23 protein-coding genes and 1 tRNA gene are annotated in these 20,303 nt (G+C 64.3%); 18 read left to right on the top strand and 6 right to left on the bottom strand.

Annotated elements, in window-relative coordinates; all coding sequences use genetic code 11:
* Positions 1–235: 235 nt before the first annotated feature.
* The 4 genes from purH to SR3_RS16655 all read left to right on the top strand — a co-directional run bounded on the left by purH (position 236) and on the right by SR3_RS16655 (position 3,657).
* Entirely contained in the window at positions 236–1,810 is a 1,575-nt protein-coding gene (gene purH / locus SR3_RS16665) for a bifunctional phosphoribosylaminoimidazolecarboxamide formyltransferase/IMP cyclohydrolase (RefSeq protein ID WP_068088600.1), read from the top strand.
* 214 nt (positions 1,811–2,024) lie between these two features.
* Positions 2,025–2,168 (top strand): hypothetical protein, encoded by a 144-nt coding sequence (locus tag SR3_RS31875; RefSeq protein WP_169805651.1) that lies wholly within the window; start codon positions 2,025–2,027, stop codon positions 2,166–2,168.
* 13 nt (positions 2,169–2,181) lie between these two features.
* Complete coding sequence (gene msrA / locus SR3_RS16660; RefSeq protein WP_245653956.1) at positions 2,182–2,910, top strand: peptide-methionine (S)-S-oxide reductase MsrA; 729 nt, start codon at positions 2,182–2,184, stop codon at positions 2,908–2,910.
* Positions 2,911–3,183: 273 nt separating this feature from the next.
* Entirely contained in the window at positions 3,184–3,657 is a 474-nt protein-coding gene (locus tag SR3_RS16655; protein ID WP_068088597.1) for a Fur family transcriptional regulator, read from the top strand.
* A gap of 68 nt (positions 3,658–3,725) precedes the next feature.
* Here the strand turns inward: SR3_RS16655 and SR3_RS16650 are convergent, their stop codons facing one another.
* A complete protein-coding gene (locus SR3_RS16650; RefSeq protein WP_068088594.1) occupies positions 3,726–4,109 on the bottom strand; it encodes a VOC family protein in 384 nt (127 codons plus the stop codon).
* An 88-nt stretch (positions 4,110–4,197) separates the two neighbouring features.
* Positions 4,198–5,967, bottom strand: a complete 1,770-nt coding sequence (locus tag SR3_RS16645; RefSeq protein WP_068088591.1) for a peptide MFS transporter — start codon at positions 5,965–5,967, stop codon at positions 4,198–4,200.
* Positions 5,968–6,138: 171 nt separating this feature from the next.
* On the opposite strand from SR3_RS16645, the gene SR3_RS16640 reads away from it, so the two are divergent.
* The 3 genes from SR3_RS16640 to SR3_RS16630 all read left to right on the top strand — a co-directional run bounded on the left by SR3_RS16640 (position 6,139) and on the right by SR3_RS16630 (position 7,082).
* A complete protein-coding gene (locus tag SR3_RS16640) occupies positions 6,139–6,486 on the top strand; it encodes a GntR family transcriptional regulator (protein WP_068088588.1) in 348 nt (115 codons plus the stop codon).
* 166 nt (positions 6,487–6,652) lie between these two features.
* The gene (locus tag SR3_RS16635; protein WP_068088585.1) at positions 6,653–6,937 is read left to right on the top strand and encodes an integration host factor subunit beta; all 285 of its coding nucleotides are present in this window, start codon (positions 6,653–6,655) and stop codon (positions 6,935–6,937) included.
* A gap of 60 nt (positions 6,938–6,997) precedes the next feature.
* Positions 6,998–7,082, top strand: a tRNA-Leu gene (locus SR3_RS16630).
* 229 nt (positions 7,083–7,311) lie between these two features.
* Here the strand turns inward: SR3_RS16630 and SR3_RS16625 are convergent.
* From SR3_RS16625 to ligK, 3 genes are all read right to left on the bottom strand, one after another.
* Positions 7,312–8,187: an amidohydrolase family protein gene (locus tag SR3_RS16625; RefSeq protein ID WP_068088584.1), complete on the bottom strand. Its 876-nt coding sequence runs from the start codon at positions 8,185–8,187 to the stop codon at positions 7,312–7,314.
* A gap of 48 nt (positions 8,188–8,235) precedes the next feature.
* Positions 8,236–9,297, bottom strand: coding sequence for a 4-oxalomesaconate tautomerase (locus SR3_RS16620; protein ID WP_068088581.1), 1,062 nt, complete (start codon positions 9,295–9,297; stop codon positions 8,236–8,238).
* A gap of 239 nt (positions 9,298–9,536) precedes the next feature.
* A complete protein-coding gene (gene ligK, locus SR3_RS16615; protein WP_068088578.1) occupies positions 9,537–10,208 on the bottom strand; it encodes a 4-carboxy-4-hydroxy-2-oxoadipate aldolase/oxaloacetate decarboxylase in 672 nt (223 codons plus the stop codon).
* Positions 10,209–10,311: 103 nt separating this feature from the next.
* On the opposite strand from ligK, the gene SR3_RS16610 reads away from it, so the two are divergent.
* From SR3_RS16610 to SR3_RS16560, 11 genes are all read left to right on the top strand, one after another.
* The gene (locus SR3_RS16610; protein WP_068088575.1) at positions 10,312–11,484 is read left to right on the top strand and encodes a LysR family transcriptional regulator; all 1,173 of its coding nucleotides are present in this window, start codon (positions 10,312–10,314) and stop codon (positions 11,482–11,484) included.
* Between the two features lie 67 nt (positions 11,485–11,551).
* Positions 11,552–12,385, top strand: a complete 834-nt coding sequence (locus SR3_RS16605; RefSeq protein WP_068088572.1) for an NAD(P)-dependent oxidoreductase — start codon at positions 11,552–11,554, stop codon at positions 12,383–12,385.
* A gap of 59 nt (positions 12,386–12,444) precedes the next feature.
* Positions 12,445–13,473: an amidohydrolase family protein gene (locus SR3_RS16600; RefSeq protein ID WP_068088569.1), complete on the top strand. Its 1,029-nt coding sequence runs from the start codon at positions 12,445–12,447 to the stop codon at positions 13,471–13,473.
* Positions 13,466–13,954 carry a protocatechuate 4,5-dioxygenase subunit alpha gene (gene ligA / locus SR3_RS16595; RefSeq protein WP_084455647.1) on the top strand — a complete coding sequence of 163 codons (489 nt, stop codon included), beginning with the start codon at positions 13,466–13,468 and terminating at the stop codon, positions 13,952–13,954. The genes SR3_RS16600 and ligA overlap by 8 nt, the downstream gene beginning before the upstream one ends.
* A 1-nt stretch (position 13,955) precedes the next feature.
* Positions 13,956–14,798 (top strand): class III extradiol dioxygenase subunit beta, encoded by an 843-nt coding sequence (locus SR3_RS16590; protein WP_068088566.1) that lies wholly within the window; start codon positions 13,956–13,958, stop codon positions 14,796–14,798.
* Positions 14,795–15,754: a Gfo/Idh/MocA family oxidoreductase gene (locus SR3_RS16585; protein WP_068088563.1), complete on the top strand. Its 960-nt coding sequence runs from the start codon at positions 14,795–14,797 to the stop codon at positions 15,752–15,754. The genes SR3_RS16590 and SR3_RS16585 overlap by 4 nt, the downstream gene beginning before the upstream one ends.
* On the top strand, positions 15,751–16,755 hold the full coding sequence (locus SR3_RS16580; protein WP_245653955.1) for an aldo/keto reductase: 1,005 nt from the start codon (positions 15,751–15,753) through the stop codon (positions 16,753–16,755). Before SR3_RS16585 ends, SR3_RS16580 begins: the two co-directional genes overlap by 4 nt.
* 134 nt (positions 16,756–16,889) lie before the next feature.
* Positions 16,890–18,113 carry a glycosyltransferase family 2 protein gene (locus tag SR3_RS16575; RefSeq protein ID WP_068088560.1) on the top strand — a complete coding sequence of 408 codons (1,224 nt, stop codon included), beginning with the start codon at positions 16,890–16,892 and terminating at the stop codon, positions 18,111–18,113.
* The gene (locus SR3_RS16570) at positions 18,110–19,051 is read left to right on the top strand and encodes a glycosyltransferase (RefSeq protein WP_068088557.1); all 942 of its coding nucleotides are present in this window, start codon (positions 18,110–18,112) and stop codon (positions 19,049–19,051) included. The genes SR3_RS16575 and SR3_RS16570 overlap by 4 nt, the downstream gene beginning before the upstream one ends.
* 52 nt (positions 19,052–19,103) lie before the next feature.
* The gene (locus SR3_RS16565) at positions 19,104–19,700 is read left to right on the top strand and encodes a class I SAM-dependent methyltransferase (protein ID WP_169805650.1); all 597 of its coding nucleotides are present in this window, start codon (positions 19,104–19,106) and stop codon (positions 19,698–19,700) included.
* On the top strand, positions 19,697–20,113 hold the full coding sequence (locus tag SR3_RS16560; protein WP_068088550.1) for a GtrA family protein: 417 nt from the start codon (positions 19,697–19,699) through the stop codon (positions 20,111–20,113). Before SR3_RS16565 ends, SR3_RS16560 begins: the two co-directional genes overlap by 4 nt.
* Positions 20,114–20,115: 2 nt before the next feature.
* On the opposite strand, the gene SR3_RS32200 is transcribed toward SR3_RS16560, so the two are convergent.
* Positions 20,116–20,303, bottom strand: a 188-nt coding sequence (locus SR3_RS32200) for a hypothetical protein (protein ID WP_218018837.1), incomplete at its 5' end; no start/stop codon positions are given.

Below are 20,303 nucleotides of genomic sequence, written 5' to 3'. Positions count from 1 at the left end.
TGCCTGCGGCGCGGCGGCGTTGCTCTATGGCCGAACCCGAAGCGCAACGCAGACAATAAAGGGAGCGCGAGGGTTATGACCCTCGCATTTAATCTTTTCCTTCCTGCCCTTTACCTTCTCGAATCCTTCAAAACCCCGCAGGCCCCCTAGCCAAACCGGCCAAAATCCTTATGGGGGCGCGCAACAGCAGGGCGACGACAACCCGCCCATCCGCCTCCGCAGGAAAGGCCGCAAGATGACCGATATCGTTCCCATTCGCCGCGCATTGCTCTCCGTTTCGGACAAGACCGGGCTGGTCGATCTGGGCAAGTCTCTGGCGGCAAAGGGTGTTGAGCTGGTCTCGACGGGCGGCACGGCCAAGGCGCTGCGCGACGCCGGTCTGGCTGTGAAGGACATCAGCGAGCTGACCGGCTTCCCCGAGATGATGGATGGCCGCGTGAAGACGCTGCACCCCAAGGTCCATGGCGGTCTGCTGGCGGTGCGTGACAATGCCGAACACGTCGCCAGCATGCACGAGCATGCCATCGGCGCGATCGATCTGGTGGTGGTGAACCTCTATCCCTTCGTGCAGACGGTCGCCAAGGGCGGCACGCGCGAGGAGATCATCGAGAACATCGACATCGGCGGCCCCTCGATGGTGCGCAGCGCGGCCAAGAACCATGAGTTCGTCGCCATCGTCACCGATCCGGCCGATTATGCCGCTGTGGCTGCTGGCGAGACCACGCTGGCCCAGCGCCGCAAGTTCGCCGCCAAGGCCTATGCGTTGACGGCCAGCTATGACGGCGCGATCAGCCAGTGGTTCGCCCATGCCGATCAGGGCGAGATCTTCCCCGAAACCCTCGCGATCACCGCCGAGCGCACCACCACGCTGCGCTATGGCGAGAACCCGCATCAGAAGGCGGCGCTGTACCTGCCCAAGGGCCCGGCGGCCAAGGGCATCGCCAATGCCGTGCAGGTGCAGGGCAAGGAGCTGAGCTACAACAATTACAACGACGCCGACGCCGCGCTGGAGCTGGTCGCCGAATTCCGCGATGCCGAGCCGACGGTGGTGATCGTCAAGCACGCCAACCCCTGTGGCGTGGCCACCGCCGCCACGCTGGTGGAGGCCTATGAGGCTGCCCTGAAGTGCGACTCGGTCAGCGCGTTCGGTGGCATCATCGCCGTGAACCGCCCGCTCGATGGCCCCACCGCCGAGGCGATCAGCGGCATCTTCACCGAAGTGGTCTGCGCCCCCGACGCCGATGACGCCGCCAAGGAAGTCTTCGCCAAGAAGAAGAACCTGCGCCTGCTGCTGACCGGCGAACTGCCCGATCCCAAGCGCGAGGGCCTGACGGTCAAGCCCATCGCCGGTGGCCTGCTGGTGCAGAACCGCGACAATGGCAGCATCACGCTGGACGATCTGAAGGTCGTCACCAAGCGCCAGCCCAGCGAACAGGAGCTGACCGACGCCCTCTTCGCCTGGACCGTGGCCAAGCATGTGAAGTCCAACGCCATCGTCTATGCCAAGGACGGCATCACGGCGGGCATCGGCGCGGGTCAGATGAACCGTCGCGATTCCAGCCGCATCGCCGCCGCCAAGGCCAAGGAAGCCGCCGAGACGCATGGCTTTGCCGATGTCCACACCAAGGGCAGCGCGGTCGCCTCGGACGCCTTCTTCCCCTTCGCCGACGGTCTGCTGGCCGCTGTCGAAGCCGGCGCCACCATGGTGATCCAGCCGGGCGGCTCGATGCGTGACGATGAGGTCATCAAGGCTGCCGACGAGGCCGGTCTGGCGATGGTCTTCACCGGCATGCGACACTTCCGACACTAATGACGACAAAGGTGAACCGCGCCGAAAGGCCGGGTTCATCGACTCCACGCTAATCAGGCGCTGCGACGAGCCGTTCGTCGCAGCGCCACGCCTTTTTGTCGCGCAGGAAACTGTGTCAGACCAAAGAGGGGCTGGAACTTTTTGACGGCAGCACCATTTAGGGCCTCCCCCCAAAGGGCTTCCCCAAAGCCCGCCAGACAAGTCGACCCCTCCCATGAGCCTTTTCAAATCAGACCTGTTCCGCTCTTTCGCCGTCGGCTTCACGCTGGGCGCCATTGCGATCTGCCTGTTCCTGACCACCCATAACGGTGCCAGCAACTCGGTGATTCCCGCTGCGGTGGCTGCTCCCTCACGCTAAGGATGCCCTGACCATGCGCCCCGCCCTGGCTGTTGCGATGCTGATGCTGGCGGCAGCGTGTTCGCCAGCCGATACGGCGCAGGCCGGTGGGCAAAACGCCGGTGGGCAAAACAGGGGGCAGGCCACCGCGCCTGCGGGCGAAACCATCCTCCTGACTCCCGAAGCCAGGATTCCCGCGCAGGAAGCGCCCGGCAAGAAGGTCGCGATCTTCTCCGGCGGCTGCTTCTGGGGCGTGGAAGGCGTCTTCTCGCATGTGAAGGGCGTGACCAGCGCCGTTTCCGGCTATCAGGGCGGCAGCGCCTCCTCCGCCAATTACGATAGTGTGAGCGAGGGCGACACCGGCCATGCCGAGAGCGTGCGCGTCACCTATGACCCCGCGGTGGTGCGCTATGACCAATTGTTGCGCATCTTCTTCTCGGTGGTGGCCGATCCCACGCAGTTGAACCGTCAGGGCCCGGACAGCGGCACGCAATATCGCAGCGCGCTGGTGCCTCAGAGCCCGGAGCAGGACAAAGTCGCCCGCGCCTATCTGGCTCAGCTGGATGCCGCCCATCTGTGGAAGGGCGCCGTGGTCACCCGGGTGGAGCCCATGAAGGGCTTCTATCCCGCCGAGACCTATCATCAGGATTTCATGCTGAAAAACCCCGGCCATCCCTACATCCAGTATTGGGACGTGGCCAAGGTGGAAGGGCTGAAGAAGCTGTTTCCTCAGGCCTATAAAGCTGATTTTACGAGGAATTGAGGGATTGAAGCAGAGGGCGGCGTTTTAAGTGCCGATTTCTCGAGAGAAATCGGTTGGCTCCCCTGCACCCCCATTATGTCTCCCGACACAGATGGAGCGCAAAGCCAGATCCCAGCACAAACGTTCCACCGCCGGAGGCTTTATGGCCTGCGGCGCTGCAACGTTGCTCCGAGGCTGAACGCTGTGCGCAACGCAGACACTCATGGGAGCGCGAGGGGGTAACCCCCTCGCATCTTTCTTCCTTCTTCCTCTTAACCCGGCTACAACAAGCTCATGTCCGCACATCACCACCATCACGAACTCTCCGGCGACGGCCTTGTCCACGCCGCCCGCGCTGCGCTGGAGCTGGCCGGCGAGCAATGGACCGACATGCGCGGCGATGTGTATGATGCGCTGGCTGGTGAGGGCAAACCGGCCTCGGCCTATGACATTGCCGAGGCGGTCTCGAAGCTGCGCGGCAAGCGCGTGGCGGCCAACAGCGTCTATCGCATTCTGGACCTGTTCGTGCGGACCAATCTGGCGCGGCGGGTGGAAAGTGCGAACGCTTATATCGCCAACCCGCATCCAGGCTGCCGCCACGACTGCATCTTCCTGATCTGCGAAGTCTGCGGCAAGGCCGTGCATATCGACGATGACAAATTGACCGGCGCCTTGGTCGAGGCGGCCAAGGCGGCGGGCTTTGCCGATGTGCGCCCCGTGGTGGAGCTGCGCGGCATGTGCGCCGATTGCACCGCCGGGGCCGAATAAGAACCTTAAGCTTTTGTTGTCGCATCGTTTTAAGCGAAAAACCGGTTCCCACTTTTTCGCACGATGCTTCAGAACTGCGTCAGGCTGAGCAGATTGCCTTCGGGGTCGGGGAACCATGCCACCATGGTCCGGCCATCGGGGGCGGTCCAGACGCCGTCCGAGTCTTGCCCGAAACCCTCATAGGTCTTGAACGCCACGCCCTTGGCTTTCAGCGCGAGGATGGTGGCGCGGATATCCACCACGCTCCAGCCGAAGGCGGTGTGGGGTTCGGGCTTATGGCTAGGCAGGTTGGTCAGGCGCAACATCGCGCCCTGGCCCAGATCGAAGGCGATGGCGAAATCGTCCTCTCCGGTCGGCGGCAGGCCCAGCACATCGGCGTAGAAAGGTTTGAGCGCCTGAGGGTTGATGCTGAAGACGAAACCGATGGGATGGGCGCTGGGCGGCAAGGTCATGGCAGGCTCCATGGCTGGAACCTTGCCAATCTCTCACCGCCTGAGCCTGCCGTCAAACCCTTCAGCGCAGGACTCTTGGTTTGGGTGCTTAACGCACACCGTGCATCAGCCGCTTGAGCAGCGGCGCAATCGCCAGCAACACCACGCCCACGCCCACCGATGACCAGCCGATCTGGCGATAGGTGGCGATATAGGTTTCAAGGCTGAGCTTGAGGTTGGTCACCTCGCCCCCCACGGTCTTCACCGTGGCCAGCTGCGCCAGCAGGCCTGCGCCATACTCGCCCAGCGCCATGGAGAGATACCATGTTCCCATCATCAGGCCCACCACGCGCGGGATCGCCAGCTTGGTGATCATGGAAAGCCCCACGGGCGAGAGGCACAGTTCCGCGATCGAATGGATCACATAGAGCCCCGCCAGCCAGATCAGCCCCACCTTGAAGCTGGGCCCGGCAAATTGCGCGCCCAGCACAAGAAACAGGAAGCCTGCCCCCACGCCGATCAGGCCCAGCGCGAATTTCACGGGAATCGAGGGTTCCCACCCCCGGCGGCCCATCCAGCCCCATAGCGCGCCCATCACCGGCGCCAGCACGACGATCGCCACCGAGTTGAACTGCTGAGTCTGCGGCGCGGACATGCTCAGGCTGCCCCAGATGGTGCGGTCGGTGTTGCGGTCGGCAAAGAGGGTGAGGGAGGAACCGGCCTGCTCGAACAGGCTCCAGAATACGGTGTTGAAGGTGATCAGCACCATGGCCGCCACCATCATCTGGAATTCGATGCGGCTGCCCACCCGCCATGACCAGATCAGGATCGCGGGCAGGGCCACCGCAAAGGTGCCGCACAGGAACTTGCCCATCAGCGGCAGGCCCAGCAGGTAACCGGCAAGGCCCGCGCCCGCGACGGGCTCCGGCGTGTCCATCAGATTGACGAAGAGCAGGTAGAACAGCGGGATGGCCAGCACGGCCAGCGCATAGATCGTCCATGCGCGATCCCCGCCCTCGCGCTGCGGGGTTTCGCCATAGCCGGCCAGACGCCCGCCATCGAAGCGCAGCATGCCCCAGGCCAGCAGCATCACCGCGCCTGCCGAACCGAAACCGGCGGGCCAGCCATAGGCGTCAGCCAGCCACGGCGCCACCGTCTGCCCGATCATCGAGCCGAGGTTGATGCCCATGTAGAAGATGGTGAAACCGGCATCGCGCCGCCTGTCGCCCTGCTCGTAAAGCGCGCCGACCATGGTGGAGATGTTGGGCTTGAAGAAGCCGTTGCCCACCGCCACGGCGGAGAGCGCCATCAGCATCAGCGCCACGCGCCAGCCTTCGCGTTGCGCGCCTTCCTTCAGCGTACCGGAGGCCAGATGGCGGGCGACCTGGCCATCACCGGCCAGCAGGTCGATGTTGCCATCGTCATTGCCGCGGATCTGCTCGGGGCTTCCATTGACGATCACCACGCGGCGCTCCTGCGCGCCGCTGGTGGGGCCATCGTGGAAATGTTCGATCACCACATCGTGGCGCGCGCCATCGAATTCGACCCATGGTTTCGCTGCCGCGCCGCCGAAGGCCAGCGCGAAATAGCCCGCGGCCATCACCAGCGCGCCGAATTTCACCGAGCGTTTCGACCCCAGAAACTGGTCCGCCACCAGACCGCCCGCCAGCGGCGTCAGATAGACCAGCGCGGTGTAGCCGCCATAGATCCCGGTCGAGGCGTGATCGCCCAGCACGAAATGCTTGGTCAGATAAAGGGTTAGCAGCGCCCGCATGCCGTAGAAGCCGAAACGCTCCCACATCTCGATGGAGAACAGGCGGGCAAGCTGTACGGGGTGCCCCATCCATTGGCGCGGGGCGGCGTTCGAAGCATCTCTCATCGCGGCAGGATTAAAGCATTGCGCCCAAAAGTGGGAACCGGATTTTCGCAAAAGGCGATGAAGTAACGAAACGTCAGATCGACCGCCAAAAGCGCCCGATTGCATTACGACCAAAGGCCAAACCCCGCAGGAAAGCTTGCGTGAGAGGCTGTATTATGGCACTCATGCACCATGGTCGCATCACCCAAGCCCGTCTATCTCAAGCTGCGCGACATGATCGCCGCAGCCATCATCGATGGCACCTATCCGGAAGGGACATTGCTCCCCTCGGTGCGGGCGCTGGCAGCGGAGCAGGGCGCCAACCCGCTCACCGTGGCCAAGGCCTACCAACAGTTCCAGCTGGACGGTCTGGTGGAAGTGCAGCGCGGCGTGGGCATGCTGGTGGCCCCCAACGCCGCCACCCGCCTGCGCAAGACCGAGCGCGACCAGTTCCTGACAGAAGAGTGGCCCGCCATCCGCCAGCGCATCGACCGCCTGGGCCTGGACGCGCAGGAATTGCTGGCGAAGCAGACGGGCTGAGAATCTGCTGCGGAAAATGGGCCTGTCCCATTTCCGGATTGGCGAGAACTCTTGACTGTTCCGCAACTTATGGCACTTATAAGCATTGCACTGATGGAATGATGCCGCCGGCCGGAAGTGGGACCGGCGGAGGCATCGGTAGCTTTCACGGGTTGGGGGAAGTTGAATGATCCGATCGGAACTGCTTCAGGCTCTGTCCAAGGCGAACCCCGAACTGCGCGCCGACGATGTCGAGCGTGTGGTCGATGTCTTCTTCGACGAAATCGCACAGCGTCTGGCCGAAGGCGGCCGCGTTGAACTGCGCGGCTTCGGCGCCTTCTCCTCGCGTGAGCGTGAGCCCCGCAAGGGCCGCAACCCGCGCACCGGCGAATCGGTGGACGTGCCCGGCAAGCGCGTGCCCTTCTTCAAGCCCGGCAAGGAAATGCGCGCGCGCCTCAACGTCGAGGCTTGATTCGCGACTGTTTCGGGGCACTTGCTCCGTCTGGCATGATCTGCCACAGGCACGATGTGCGCGGACGTGGCGGAATGGTAGACGCCGGAGACTTAAAATCTTCTGAGCCTTGCTCGTGCGGGTTCGAGTCCCGCCGTCCGCACCAAAGGTTTTTAAGGGATTGAAGCAGGGGGCCAAAGCCCCCTGCACCCCCGTTACGTCTTCCGGCACAGATGAAGCGCCAAGCCTGATCCCAGCACAAACGTCCCACCGCCGGAGGCTTTATGGCCTGCGGCGCTGCGAGCTTCTCTCCATGACCGAACCCGTAGCGCAACGCAGACATTAAAGGGAGCGCGAGGGCGATGGCCCTCGCATGTCTCTTTTAATCCCTAAGCTTAAAGTTCTTCGGGCCAATACAACCGCATCGGATTGGTCACCAACAGCTTCTGCTGCAGCTCCTCCGTGGGCGCGATGCGCGGGATCATATCCACGATATGCCCATCATCGGGGATGTTCTTTTCCATGTTGGGGTGCGGCCAATCGGTGCCCCAGATCACGCGATCCTGATAGTCCTCCACCAGCGGCGCGATGGCGGCGGCGAAGTCGTTCCACGGATCGCCGCTGGCGTCGAGGCGGTCGGGGCAGGTGGGCTTGAACCAGATGTCATCGCGGCTTTCCAGCAGGCGGCGGAAGGCTTTCAGATCCTCGCCATCGGGGCCCTGGGAGACATCGGGGCGGCCCATATGATCCACCACCACGGGCACGGGGATGGCCGCGATGAAGGGGCGCAGCTCTTCGAGGATATCGGCCTCGAAATAGATCACCACATGCCAGCCTTCGGGCAGGCGGGCAGCGAGATCGAGGAACTTATCCTTGGGGGCGTTGTCCACCAGGCGCTTGAGGAAGTTGAAGCGCACGCCGCGCATGCCCTTGGCGTGCAGATCGGCCAGATCTTCCGCCGAAATATCGGGATCGACCACGGCCACACCGCGCGCCTTGCCTCCGGAGAGCGCAATGCCGTTCAGAGTCGCGGCATTGTCGGTGCCGTGGCACGACGCCTGCACAATCACATTGCGCGAGAAGCCGAGATGGTCACGCAGGGCGAAGAGCATGTCCGGCCCGGCATCCTCGGGCAGATACTTGGCCTTGGGGCTGAAGGGGAACTCCGCCATGGGCCCGAAAACGTGGCAATGGGCGTCCACCGCGCCGGGGGGCGGGGTGAAGGCGGGCTTGGACGGGGCGCTGTGCCACGAGGTGATACGGTCAGTCATTGAAACTCTCCTCTGGCATGTTTCAGCCGAAAACTTGCTGGAAGGTGTTCATCCGAAAACGATGCCATCCATCAGCTTGCGCGCGGTGCGCAGCAGGGCGGCGGTGGCGACCTGCCCCTTGTCGTCCAGCTCCAGCACGCAGCTCATCTCGCCGGTGGGGTGCTCGACCGAGAGCATCTTGCGGTTGCCATCGGGGGTATCGGCCACTTCGGCGGCGGGGGAACCCTGAATCAGGCAGGCCGTGGCGACAGAAACCGCGCCCAGCACGCCGATGGTGGCATGCGCGCGATGCGGGATAAAGCTGCGCACGGTAACCGCGCCGCCGTTCTTGGGAGGCGCCACCAGCATCATCTTGGGGACGGACTTTTCCTTCACATCGCCCAGATTCATGGTTTCGCCCACGGCCAGACGGATCGCTTCGATCCTGGCTTTCAGCTCGGTGTTGGCGTCGAGGCTGTCGCGGTCCTCATAGCCGGTGATGCCGACATCCTGCGCCTTCATCACCACGCAGGGCATGCCATTGTCGATCAGCGTGACCGGCACGCCATTGATCACATCCACCGCATTGCCGCTGGGCAGCAGCGCGCCGCAGGACGACCCGGCGGTATCGCGGAACTCCAGCGGAATGGGGGCGTGCGAACCGGGCACGCCATCGATCTTCGCGTCACCGTTGTAAGTCACCACACCGCCCGGCGTCTGCACGGTAGCCACGGCAACCTGCCCGGTGTTCTCCATAAAGATCGCCACACGGGTTTCGTCACCCGTGGCCTCGATCAGACCGCGCTCGATGGCGAAGGGCCCAATGCCCGCCAGAATGTTGCCGCAGTTCTGCGCATCCGTCACAATCGCCTGATCGACGAAGACCTGCAGGAACAGGTAATCGACATCGATCCCCTCCCGCGCGGATTTGCTGACGACCGCCACCTTGCTGGTCAGCGGATCGGCGCCGCCCATGCCATCGATCTGGCGCTCGTCCGGGCTGCCCATCACGCCCAGCAGGAAGGCATCGCGCTCGGCGGTGTCGGCGGGGAGGTCGCTCTTCAGGAAGAAACCGCCCTTCGACGTGCCGCCGCGCATCCACAGGCAGGGGGCGGAAAATCCGGTGGTCATGATGGGGTGTCCTCTCTTTGGATTATGAGAAGGAAGATAAGATGCGAGGGTCATAACCCTCGCGCTCCCTTTAATGTCTACCTCGCGCCACGGGTTCGGCCTTGGAGCGAGGCCCGCAGCGCCGCAGGCAATCAAGCCTCCGGCGGTGGGACGTTTGCGCTGCCATCGGGCCTTGCGCATCATCCGTGTCGGAAGACGTAACGGGGGTGCAGGGGGCGATGGCCCCCTGCTTTCATCCCTTAAATATACTTCAGGCCTTCCTTCTCCAGACGCTCCCGCATCTTGTACATATCGAGGCCCAGCACGCCGGAAGCCAGCTTCTCGCGCTTCTCGCCCTCGTTGGCCTCACGCGCCTGAGCGGCCTTCAGCACCTCGGCGGCCTTCTCGCGCGGCACGACCACAACGCCGTCATCGTCGGCCACGATCACATCGCCCGGCTGCACGGCGGCATTGGCGCAAACCACCGGCACGTTCACCGAGCCCAAAGTGTTCTTCACCGTGCCCTGCGCCGAAACGGCCTTGGACCATACGGGGAAGTTCATCTCGGTCAGGTCGCGCACGTCACGCACACCGGCGTCGATGATGAGGCCGCGGCAGCCACGCGCCTGGGCGCTGGTCGCCAGCAGGTCGCCGAAGTAGCCGTCCTCGCAGGGGCTGGTGGGGGCGAGAAGCAAAACATCGCCCTCCTTCAGTTGCTCGATGGCAACGTGAACCATCCAGTTGTCGCCGGGGGCGGCGCTGATCGTCACGGCGCTGCCCGCGATGCGCGCGCCGGCGTAGATGGGGCGCATATAGGCGGCCAGCAGACCGGTGCGGCCCTGGGCTTCATGGACGGTGGCCACGCCGCATTTGGCAAGACCGTCGATCACATCCTGATCGGCGCGGAGGATATTCTGGACGACGACACCCATGGGGGTTCTCCTCAAATCTGTTTGGGGCGTGGGATGGGCCTTTGGCGCCGATGATGGAAAGCGGAAGTCTGGCGTGGCTATTAGATTTCGCTAAGATGGCGCGATGGAGATCTGGCATTTCAACCTGCGCCATCTGGCCGCCATCGTGCGGATTTCGGAGCTTGGCACGATGATTGCCGCCGCCGAGGCGGTGAGTCTGACCCAACCGGCCATAACACAGGCCTTAGGACGGATGGAAGAACAGCTCGGCCTGCCGCTGTTCGAGCGGCGGCACAATGGCATGGTGGAGACCGAAGCGGCGCAGCTGCTGGTGCCGCGATTCCGCGCGGCATTGGATCATATCGGCTCGCCGCATGTCACCATGTCGCGGTTGCGGGCGATGCTGGCGCTGGCCGATGCCGGGTCTTACGTGGGGGCGGCGCAGATCACGGGGCTGTCCCTGCCGTCGCTGCATCGCGCGGTGAACGATCTGTCGCTTTCGCTGCGGCGGCAGTTGGTGGCGCGCCGCGGCAAGGCGATCATGCTGACCGAGGCGGGGCGGGCCATGGCGCGCTCGCTGCGACTCGGGCGGATCGAATTGGAGACGGCGCTGGCCGAACTGGCATCGCTGAAGGGGGATGAGCAGCGCAGTCTGGCGGTGGGGGCGATGCCTTTGTCGCGCGCGCGGGTGCTGCCGGCGGCGGTGACTCGCTTTGTGCGGCGCCATCCGCAGGTGCGGCTGCGCATCGTGGAGGGTTCACGCGCCGAGCTGGTCGAGCCTTTGCGCAATGGCGCCATCGATCTGATGATCGGTGCGCTGCGCCAGCCGCTGATGGAGCCCGATCTGGTGCAGACCGAGCTGTTCCTCGACCATCCGGTGGTGCTGGGGCGGCGCGATCATCCCCTGGCGGGGCAAGCTCCCTCCCTGGAGGATCTGGCGCAATGGCCGTGGATTATTGCCGCCCAGGGAGCGCCTTTGCGCGATGCGTGGGAGCAGATGTTCGCCCGCGCCGGGCTCGATCAGCCGCAGGTGCTGGTGGAGGCCGGATCGGTGATGACCATCCGCCAACTGCTGATCGAAAGCGATTGCCTCACCCTTTTGTCCCCCGATCAGGTTTCCGTGGAGCTGGAGGCCGGTTGGCTCACCACATTGTGCGCCGCGCCGCCGGGGCTGGCGCGCATGATTGGCGTCACAACGCGCGCTTCGTGGGTTCCCACGCAGGTTCAGGTCGATTTTATCGAACAACTGCATCAGCTTACCTCTTCCAATCCGGATCACGATCCGCAACAGGATTAGCATGATCTTATAGCAAGCGGGCAGTTCCGATTGGCTGTTTCCCGCGATCGGGGGCAGGTCCGGCGGCATGACGCTCAACCCCGCCACCTCGCTGCCCCTATCGCTCGCCCTGATCGGCTTTGGCGAGGCGGGCGAGACCTTTGCCAGTGCCGCCGGATGGCGCGCGGGCAACGAACTCAATGCCGGGGCCTGCGATCTGAAGTCCGAGCGACTGGCTCAGGCCCAGACGCTGGGGCTGGGCACGGGCGATGCGCAAGCCGTGCTGAGCGACGCCGATCTGGTGCTGTGCCTTGTCACCGCCGATGAGGCGCTGCCCGCTGCCGTGGCCGCCGCGCCCCTGCTGCCCAAGGGCGCGATCTGGTGCGATGGCAATTCGGTGGCGCCGGGCACCAAGCGCGCCGCCGCCGAGGCCATCGAGAAGGCGGGCGGCATCTATGTCGATATGGCGATTCTGGCGCCGGTGAATCCCGCGCGCCTCGATGTGCCGCTGCTGCTGAGCGGCGCGGCGGCCGACGATGCCGCAAAGCTTCTGGCCCGCGCCGGTTTCCGCAACATCCGCGTGGTGGGTGACGAGGTGGGCCGCGCCAGCGCGATCAAGATGATCCGCTCCGTGATGGTGAAAGGCGTGGAAGCGCTGACCGCCGAGATGATGCTGGGCGCGCAAAAGGCAGGCGTGGTGGATGAGGTTCTTGCCTCGCTCGACGCCAGCGAAAAGCCCAAGCCCTGGGCCGAAAAGGCCGCCTACAACATCGAGCGCATGGTGACTCACGGCGCCCGCCGCGCCGCCGAAATGGAAGAATCGGCCAAGACTTTGGAAGGCCTCGGCATCGAGCCGCTGATGACCACCGGCACGGTGGCCCGCCAGCGCGAGATGGCCGGGCGTAAGGATCGCCTCATCTAATTCCGGTTGCGCGCAAGGCCGACCGACAGGACAGCAATTTCGAAGGGAAGGATAGCAACGTGACTTTGGTGATCGACTGCCACGGGCATTACACCACCGCGCCAGACGCCCATACCGCATGGCGCGACGCGCAAAAGGCCGCCTTCAAGGCTGGTGAGGCGGCCCCCGCCTATCCCGCCATCAGCGACGATGAAATCCGCGAGACGATCGAGAAGAACCAGCTGCGCCTCATCAAGGAGCGCAAGGCCGATCACACGATCTTCAGCCCCCGCGCCTCCACCATGGCGCATCATGTGGGCGACCAGCAGGTGTCGGAAAGCTGGTCGATCCATTGCAACAATCTGATCGCCCGCGTGGTGGAGCTGTTCCCCGAAACCTTCACCGGCGTCTGCCAGCTGCCGCAGAACCCGCAGAGCGATCTGTCGGTCTCGATCAAGGAGCTGCGCCGCTGCGTTGAGGAGCTGGGCTTTATCGGCTGCAACCTCAACCCCGATCCGGGCGGCGGCCACTTCACCAGCCCGCCGCTGACCGACGAATACTGGTTCCCCATGTATGAGGCCATGAGCGAGCTGGACGTGCCCGCCATGATCCACGTTTCGGGCAGCTGCAACCCCGCGCAGCACGCCACCGGCGCCTTCTACATTGCGGCGGACACCATTGCCTTCATGCAGCTGCTGGAAGGCGATCTGTTCAGCCGCTTCCCCAATCTGCGCTTCATCATTCCGCATGGTGGCGGCGCGGTGCCCTATCACTGGGGCCGGTATCGCGGGCTGGCCGACATGCTCAAGAAGCCCGCGCTCGATGGGCATCTGATGAACAATGTGTTCTTCGACACCTGCGTCTATCATCAGCCGGGCATCAACCTGCTCAACGAGGTGATCGAGACCAAGAACATCCTGTTCGGCAGCGAAATGGTCGGCGCGGTGCGTGGCATCGATCCCACCACCGGCCAGTATTTCGACGATACCAAGCGTTATGTCGATGCCCTGCCCGTCACCGATGAGCAGCGCCATGCGATTTTTGAAGGCAATGCCCGCCGCGTTTTCCCGCGTCTGGATGCCAAGCTGAAGGCCATTGGCCATGAGTGACAAGGGCGCGTCTGATACCCCCGAAGATCTGGGCGAGCCCAAGGGTGAAGCCACGGGCGCCATCGGCCCCGTCGGCAATCAGGGCGACATCGCCGAATATCTGGAAGAGCTGGAGGATATCCCCGGCACGCGCGTCTACACCGCCGCGCGCGCCCGCAAGGGCTACTGGCTCAACCAGTTCGCGATGAGCCTGATGAAGGAAGAGAACCGCACCCGCTGGCGCGCCGACGAAAAGGCCTATCTCGATGAGTGGCAGCTTTCGGACGCGGTCAAGCAGGCACTGCTCGACCGCGATTACAACCGCCTGCTCGATCTGGGCGGCAACATCTATTTCCTCGCCAAGGTCTTCTCGACCGACGGGCTCAGCTTCCTTCAGGCGGTCTCCACCATGACCGGCATGAGCGTGGTTGAGTACAAGGCGATGATGGATGCCGGTGGCCGCAGCCCCGAAGGCGTGCGGTCCATCAAAGGAGGTTATTGATATGGCGCGGATTACCGCCGGTGTCGGCTCCAGCCATATCCCCCTGCTGGGTGTGGCGGTCGATCAGGGCAAGACCACGGACGACTATTTCACCCCGATCTTTTCGGGCTATGAGTGGACCAAGGAATGGATCAAGGGCGAAAAGCCCGATGTCATCATTCTGGTCTACAACGATCATGCCTCGGCCTTCGATGCCAACATCATCCCCACCTTCGCCATCGGCACGGGCGAGCGCTACAAGCCCGCCGATGAGGGCTGGGGCCCGCGCGAGGTGCCCGATGTGATCGGCGAGCCCGATCTGGGCTGGCATATCGCCCAGAGTCTGATCCTCGACGAGTTCGACATGACCATCATCAACGAGATGGATGTCGATCATGGCCTCACCGTGCCGCTCTCGATGATGTTCGGCCAGCCCGAGGCGTGGCCGGTGAAGGTCATTCCGCTGGCGGTCAACGTGGTGACTTATCCCGTCCCCACCGGCAACCGCTGCTGGCTGCTGGGCGAGGCGATCCGCCGCGCCGTGGAAAGCTATCCGGAAGATCTCAACGTGCAGATCTGGGGCACGGGCGGCATGAGCCACCAGCTTCAGGGCCCGCGCGCAGGTCTCATCAACGCGGATTGGGACAACACCTTCATGGACGGGCTTGTCGGCACCTCCGACAAGAACCGCACCATCCCCCATATCGAATATCTGCGGGAAACCGGCAGCGAGGGGATCGAGATGGTGATGTGGCTCATCATGCGCGGCGCGCTGGGGGCCGAAACCCGTCTTCTGCACCGTCATTATCACGTGCCATGCAGCAACACGGCCGTCGGCCATATCGTTTTGGAGCCTGTAACATGAGAATCGCAGTCGTTGGCGCCGGTGCTTTCGGTGAAAAGCATATCGATGGCCTGAAGAACATTCCCCACGCCGAAGTGGCCGTGGTGGTCTCCAACTCGCTGGACAGCGCGCAGAAGGTGGCCGACAAATTCGGCATCACCGAGGCCAGCGACAACTATGACGCCGTGTTGCAGCGCGACGACATCGACGCGGTGATTCTGGCCACCCCCACCCAGATGCACGCTTCGCAGGCGATTGCCGCGATGAAGGCGGGCAAGCATGTGCAGGTGGAAATCCCCGTGGCGGACAGCTGGGCCGATGCTCAGGAAGTGCTGCGCGTGCAGCAGGAGACCGGCAAGGTCTGCATGGTGGGCCACACCCGCCGCTTCAACCCCAGCCACCAGTGGGTGAAGAACAAGATCGACGCGGGCGAGTTCAACGTGCTGGCGATGGACGTGGAAACCTTCTTCTTCCGCCGCAAGAACATCAACGCCAAGGGCGAGCCGCGCAGCTGGACCGACCATCTGCTGTGGCACCACGCCGCTCACTCGGTCGATATCTTCCAGTACATGACCGGCGCCAAGGTGGTGAAGGCCAACATCCTGCAGGGCCCCAAGCATCCCGAACTCGGCATCTCGCTCGACCAGTCGATCCAGCTCAAGACCGACAAGGGCCAGATCCTGACGCTGGCGCTTTCGTTCAACAACGATGGCCCGCTGGGCACCTTCTTCCGCTACATCGGCGACACCGGCACCTACATCGCCCGCTACGACGATCTGGTGAACGGCAAGGAAGAGCCCGTCGACGTGTCGGGCGTGGCCGTCTCGATGAACGGCATCGAGCTGCAGGACCGCGAGTTCATCGCCGCCATCACCGAAGGGCGCGAGCCCAACAGCTCGGTCGCCGGCGTGCTTGACTGCTACCGCGTGCTGGGCGAACTGGCCGCCAGTCTGGAAGAGCAGGACGGTTGGTCATGATGCAAGCTGTGGCGGTTGAACGGAATCTGGGGGGCACGGCGCTGCCCCCCATCGGGCTGGGATGCATGTGCCTGTCATGGGCCTATGGCCTGCCACCCTCGACGGAGGAGGGCATCGCGCTGCTCCACCGCGCGATCGATCTGGGATACCGCCACTTCGATACGGCCCGGCTCTATGGGCTGGGCCGTAACGAGATCCTTGTCGGGCAGGCGCTGAAGGGCAAGCGCGACAAGGTCTATCTGGCCAGCAAGATGGGCATCATCGTCGATGATGCCGGTCGCCGCATCGACTGCAAGCCGGAGACCATCCGCGCCGAGGTCGAGAAGAGCCTGACCGCGCTGGAGGTCGATCATATCGACCTCTATTACATGCACCGCCGCGATTTCACCGTACCCATCGAGGAGTCGGTCGGCGCGATGGCCGATCTGATCGCGGAAGGGAAGATCGGCGCCATCGGCCTGTCGGAAATGAGTGCGCAGACGCTGGAAAAGGCCGTGGCCACCCATCCCATCGCCGCAATGCAGACCGAATATTCGCCCTGGACGCGCAATGTCGAAATCGCCGTGCTGGAGGCCACGAAGCGCCTTGGCACCGCGCTGGTCGCCTTTTCGCCGGTGGCGCGCGGCGTGCTGGCCAACGGGCTGCGCGACCCGAATCTGCTGGCGGAAAAGGACATCCGCCGCCCCATGCCGCGTTTCTCGGTGGAGAACTGGCACCAGAATCTGGCGCTGGTCGATGCCTTCAACGTGCTGGCTGAGGAAGCGGGCGTCACCCCCGCGCAGCTGTCGCTGGGCTGGGTGCTGTCACGCGGGGAGCATGTGCATGTCATCCCCGGCACCACCAGCATCGCCCATCTGGAAGAGAATGTCACCCGCGCGGACTGGCGCCCCGATGCGGAGCTCTCGGCCAAGGTCGATGCGCTGATCAACCAGCAGACGGTGGCGGGCGGCCGCTACGACGCCAAGACCCAGACCACCATCGAGACCGAGGAATTCGCCTGAACGGGCGAAACACGGGGTAAACTCGGCTAACATTCTCTGTTCTTGCCGCTTTGTGCCTGTTAGGCAGGCCGTGGGGCAAGACAGGGGATGGTACAACCTACCCGCTCACGCGCCCCATCGGGAGCTAGCCGGGTTTGAGCGATACCATAACATCCAGCCAGACTGATGAGGCCATTCCGGCAACACAACCGGATGTCTCGATCATCATGCCCTGCCTCAACGAGATCGAATCCCTGCCGCATTGCCTCGCCAATGCGCGCGAGGCGGCGCAGGCGATCCACGCCAAATACGGCCTGACCAGCGAAATCCTGATCGCCGACAATGGCTCGACAGACGGCAGCCAGGCCTATGCGCAATCGCAGGGCGCGCGTGTGGTGCCGGTGGCGCGGCGCGGCTATGGCGCGGCGCTGATCGGCGGGTGCGAGGGCGGCCATGGCCGCTATCTGCTGATGGCCGATGCCGACGGCAGCTACAATTTCCTCGACGGCGTGGCGATGATCGGGCGACTGGTGGCGGGCGCGGACCTCTGCATGGGCAGCCGCTTTGCCGGGGGCATCGCCAAGGGCGCCATGCCCTGGAAGAACCGCTACATCGGCAACCCCATCCTGACCGGCGTGCTGAACCTGTTCTTCCGCGCCGGGATCGACGATGCGCATTGCGGCATCCGCGCCATCACCAAGCAAGCCTTTCTGGCTTGCGGCCTGTCGTCCACCGGCATGGAATTCGCCAGCGAGATGGTGATCAAATCCACCCTGCTGGGCCAGCGCATCGAGCAGGTGCCGGCCACCCTCGGCCCCGACCTGCGCGACCGAGCGCCCCATCTGCGCCCATGGCGCGATGGCTGGCGCCACTTGCGCTATCTGCTGATGCTCAGCCCGACATGGGTTTTCGGCGTGCCCGCGCTGCTGGCGCTGCTCGCCGGACTGGTGCTGATGGGTGGGGCGGGCACAGAATTCTTCCGCCCCAACACCCTTCCCCAGATCGGCAGCTACTGGACCCTGCTGGGCGGAGCATTGGTGGCGATGGGGCATCTGGCCTTGCTGATGGCGGTGGCCACCCATCTCTATTCCATCCGTCAGGGCTATCGCCGCGCCACATGGGTCACGGGCATGGTCAATGGGGTAGCCAGTCTGGAAAGCATGCTGCTGGCAGGGTTGGGGCTGATGGCGTTGGGCGCGCTGGCGCTGGCGCTGGTGGCCTACGGCTGGGTCGCGCGTGAATATCAGGCGGCTTCCTCGCTATGGCCGGCGGCCATGGGCGTGATGCTGGTGCAGCTTGGGCTGCAGAACGCCCTGGGTGGTTTCCTGATGGCAATCATGGCCGGGCATGAGGCGCGCTTTTTCACCGGTCTGAAATGACTCCCTGGCTCAGTGTCATCCTGCCGATCCACAAGGGCGCAGCCTTTCTGGATGCAACCCTGACCAGCGCGGCGGCGGGCGATTGCTCGGGCATGGAATTCCTGTTCTATGATTCCGGCCAGGATGGCGGCGCTTCGCACGCCATCGCCATGCGCCATGCCGACCGTCTGAACATTATATGGACCGATACCCCCGAAACTGGCCCATGGACGGCTAAAATCAACCGGGGCGTGGCACAGGCGCGCGGGGCTCATATCACCATGCTGCATCAAGACGATCTGTGGCTGGCCGGGCATCACCGGGCGCTGGCGGACACCGTGAAGACGATGGGCGATGCGGCGCTGTCCATCGGCCCTTCACGCCTGATCGGCTCTCGAGGGCAGAATGTCGGGCCGTGGCGCATGCCTTTCACGCCCGGGCGGCACAAGGGCCGCGACCTTGCAGCCACGCTGATCGTGCAGAACACCATTGCCGTGCCCTCGCCGATCTTTCGCCGCGACACGTTTCTGGCTGTGGGCGGCATGGACGATGCGTTGTGGTACACCGCCGACTGGGATCTTTATCTGAAACTGGCGCTGGCGGGCGATGTGCTGGTGCGTGACGGAGCGACCACCGGCTTTCGCCTGCATGGCCAGTCGCTGACCATGACCGGCAGCCGCGACATTGCCGATTTCCGCGCCCAAAACCAATTTGTGCTGGACCGCCATCTGCCCGCCCTGCGCCCCCTGCCCAAGGGAGGCGAGGCCCGGGCGATGGCTTCGGTGGCGGTCAATTGCGCCTTGGCCGAGGCATCGCGTGGCCGTCCCGGTGGATTGGCGCGGGCGATAGCTCAGGTTGCGACGTTGGGCCCGGCGGGCTGGCGACGCTTCTTGCGTGAAACCAGCCTGTATGACCGGGTGGCGGCGCGCGTGCGGCTCAAGCTTGCGGGAGATATGTGAGATGGCAATAGGCGCGCTGGTCCGACGGGCGTTCGGGCGGCATGAAAGGCGTGTGTCCGAACTGTGGCGGGCGATGTTCCTCGATCTGGCGGACTGGACCCAGCTTGTGGCGCGCTGGCAGCCGGCGCCCGCCCGCGTGTTGGAACTGGGGTGTGGCGAGGGCTACAGCACCGAGCGCCTTGTGGCGACCTTTCCCGGCGCGGCGATCGAAGCGATCGATGTCGCCGAAACCATCGGCCGGCTTTACGCCGGGCCGCCGGGTCGCGTCCGCTTCCGTAAGATGTATGCCGAGGAGCTGGCCAAGGAGATGCCCGGCGCCTTCGATCTGATCGTGCTGTCCGATGTGCTGCACCATGTGCCGGCCGGTGCGCGGTCATCCCTGCTGGCGGCGATCCGCGGCTTGATGGCCCCCGGCGGCGTTCTGGCCTTCAAGGACTGGCACCGCGATACCACGCCGATGACCTGGATGGTTTGGGGCTCGGATCGTTTCCTGACCGGTGACCGGGTTGCCTATCTGACCCGAAGCGAGGCGCGGCGCGTGCTGGAGGAGGCATTCGGCGCAGGATGCATCACCGACGAGGCGGCCATTGCCCCATGGTCGAACAACTATGCCTTTCGCATCGTTCCGGAAACCGGCACGGCACCATGAAGCTGTATGCCGCCGCCCGACGCCTGACCCACTTCGAGCCCATGCGCTATCTGGGTGTGGGCGCGGTGGTGACAGTGCTCAACAACATCGTGCTGATCGGCGGGGACCGGGCCGGGCTGGGCTATGGGCCGCTCATGGCGCTCAGCTGGTTTGTGGGTGGTACGGCGGGCTATCTGCTGCATGCGCGGCATACGTTTCGCCGGGCGCATGGCTGGGGCGCCTATGCGCGCTTCATGGCCGGAGTGGCGCTGGGCGTGCCCCTGGCGCTGGCGATGCTGGCGGGGCTGAAATCGGGGCTGGGCCTGCCGATGTGGGTGGCCGCGCCTACAGCCACAGTGGGTATGCTGGCTTATAATTACCTTAGCGCGCGGCTGGCGATCGTCTGGCGGGCGTGGCTCGGGCGATCGGCTTGAAGTCAGTTCTGAAGCAGGAAAAGTAAGATGCGAGGGCCATCGCCCTCGCGCTCCCTTTCGTTGTCGGCGTTGCGCATCGGATGCGGCCAAGGCGCCTGGATCGCCGCGCCGCAGGCAGGATGATGATTGAAAGCCCGCGGCGCCCAAAGTGGTGCAGGTGGATAGTCTGAGCGCAACAATTGGGCGCCAC

The sequence above is a fragment of the Novosphingobium rosa NBRC 15208 genome, from assembly GCF_001598555.1.
Lineage (GTDB): Bacteria > Pseudomonadota > Alphaproteobacteria > Sphingomonadales > Sphingomonadaceae > Novosphingobium > Novosphingobium rosa.
Note: the sequence above shows the minus strand (reverse complement) of the source record. Positions and strands in the feature narration are given on the sequence as shown.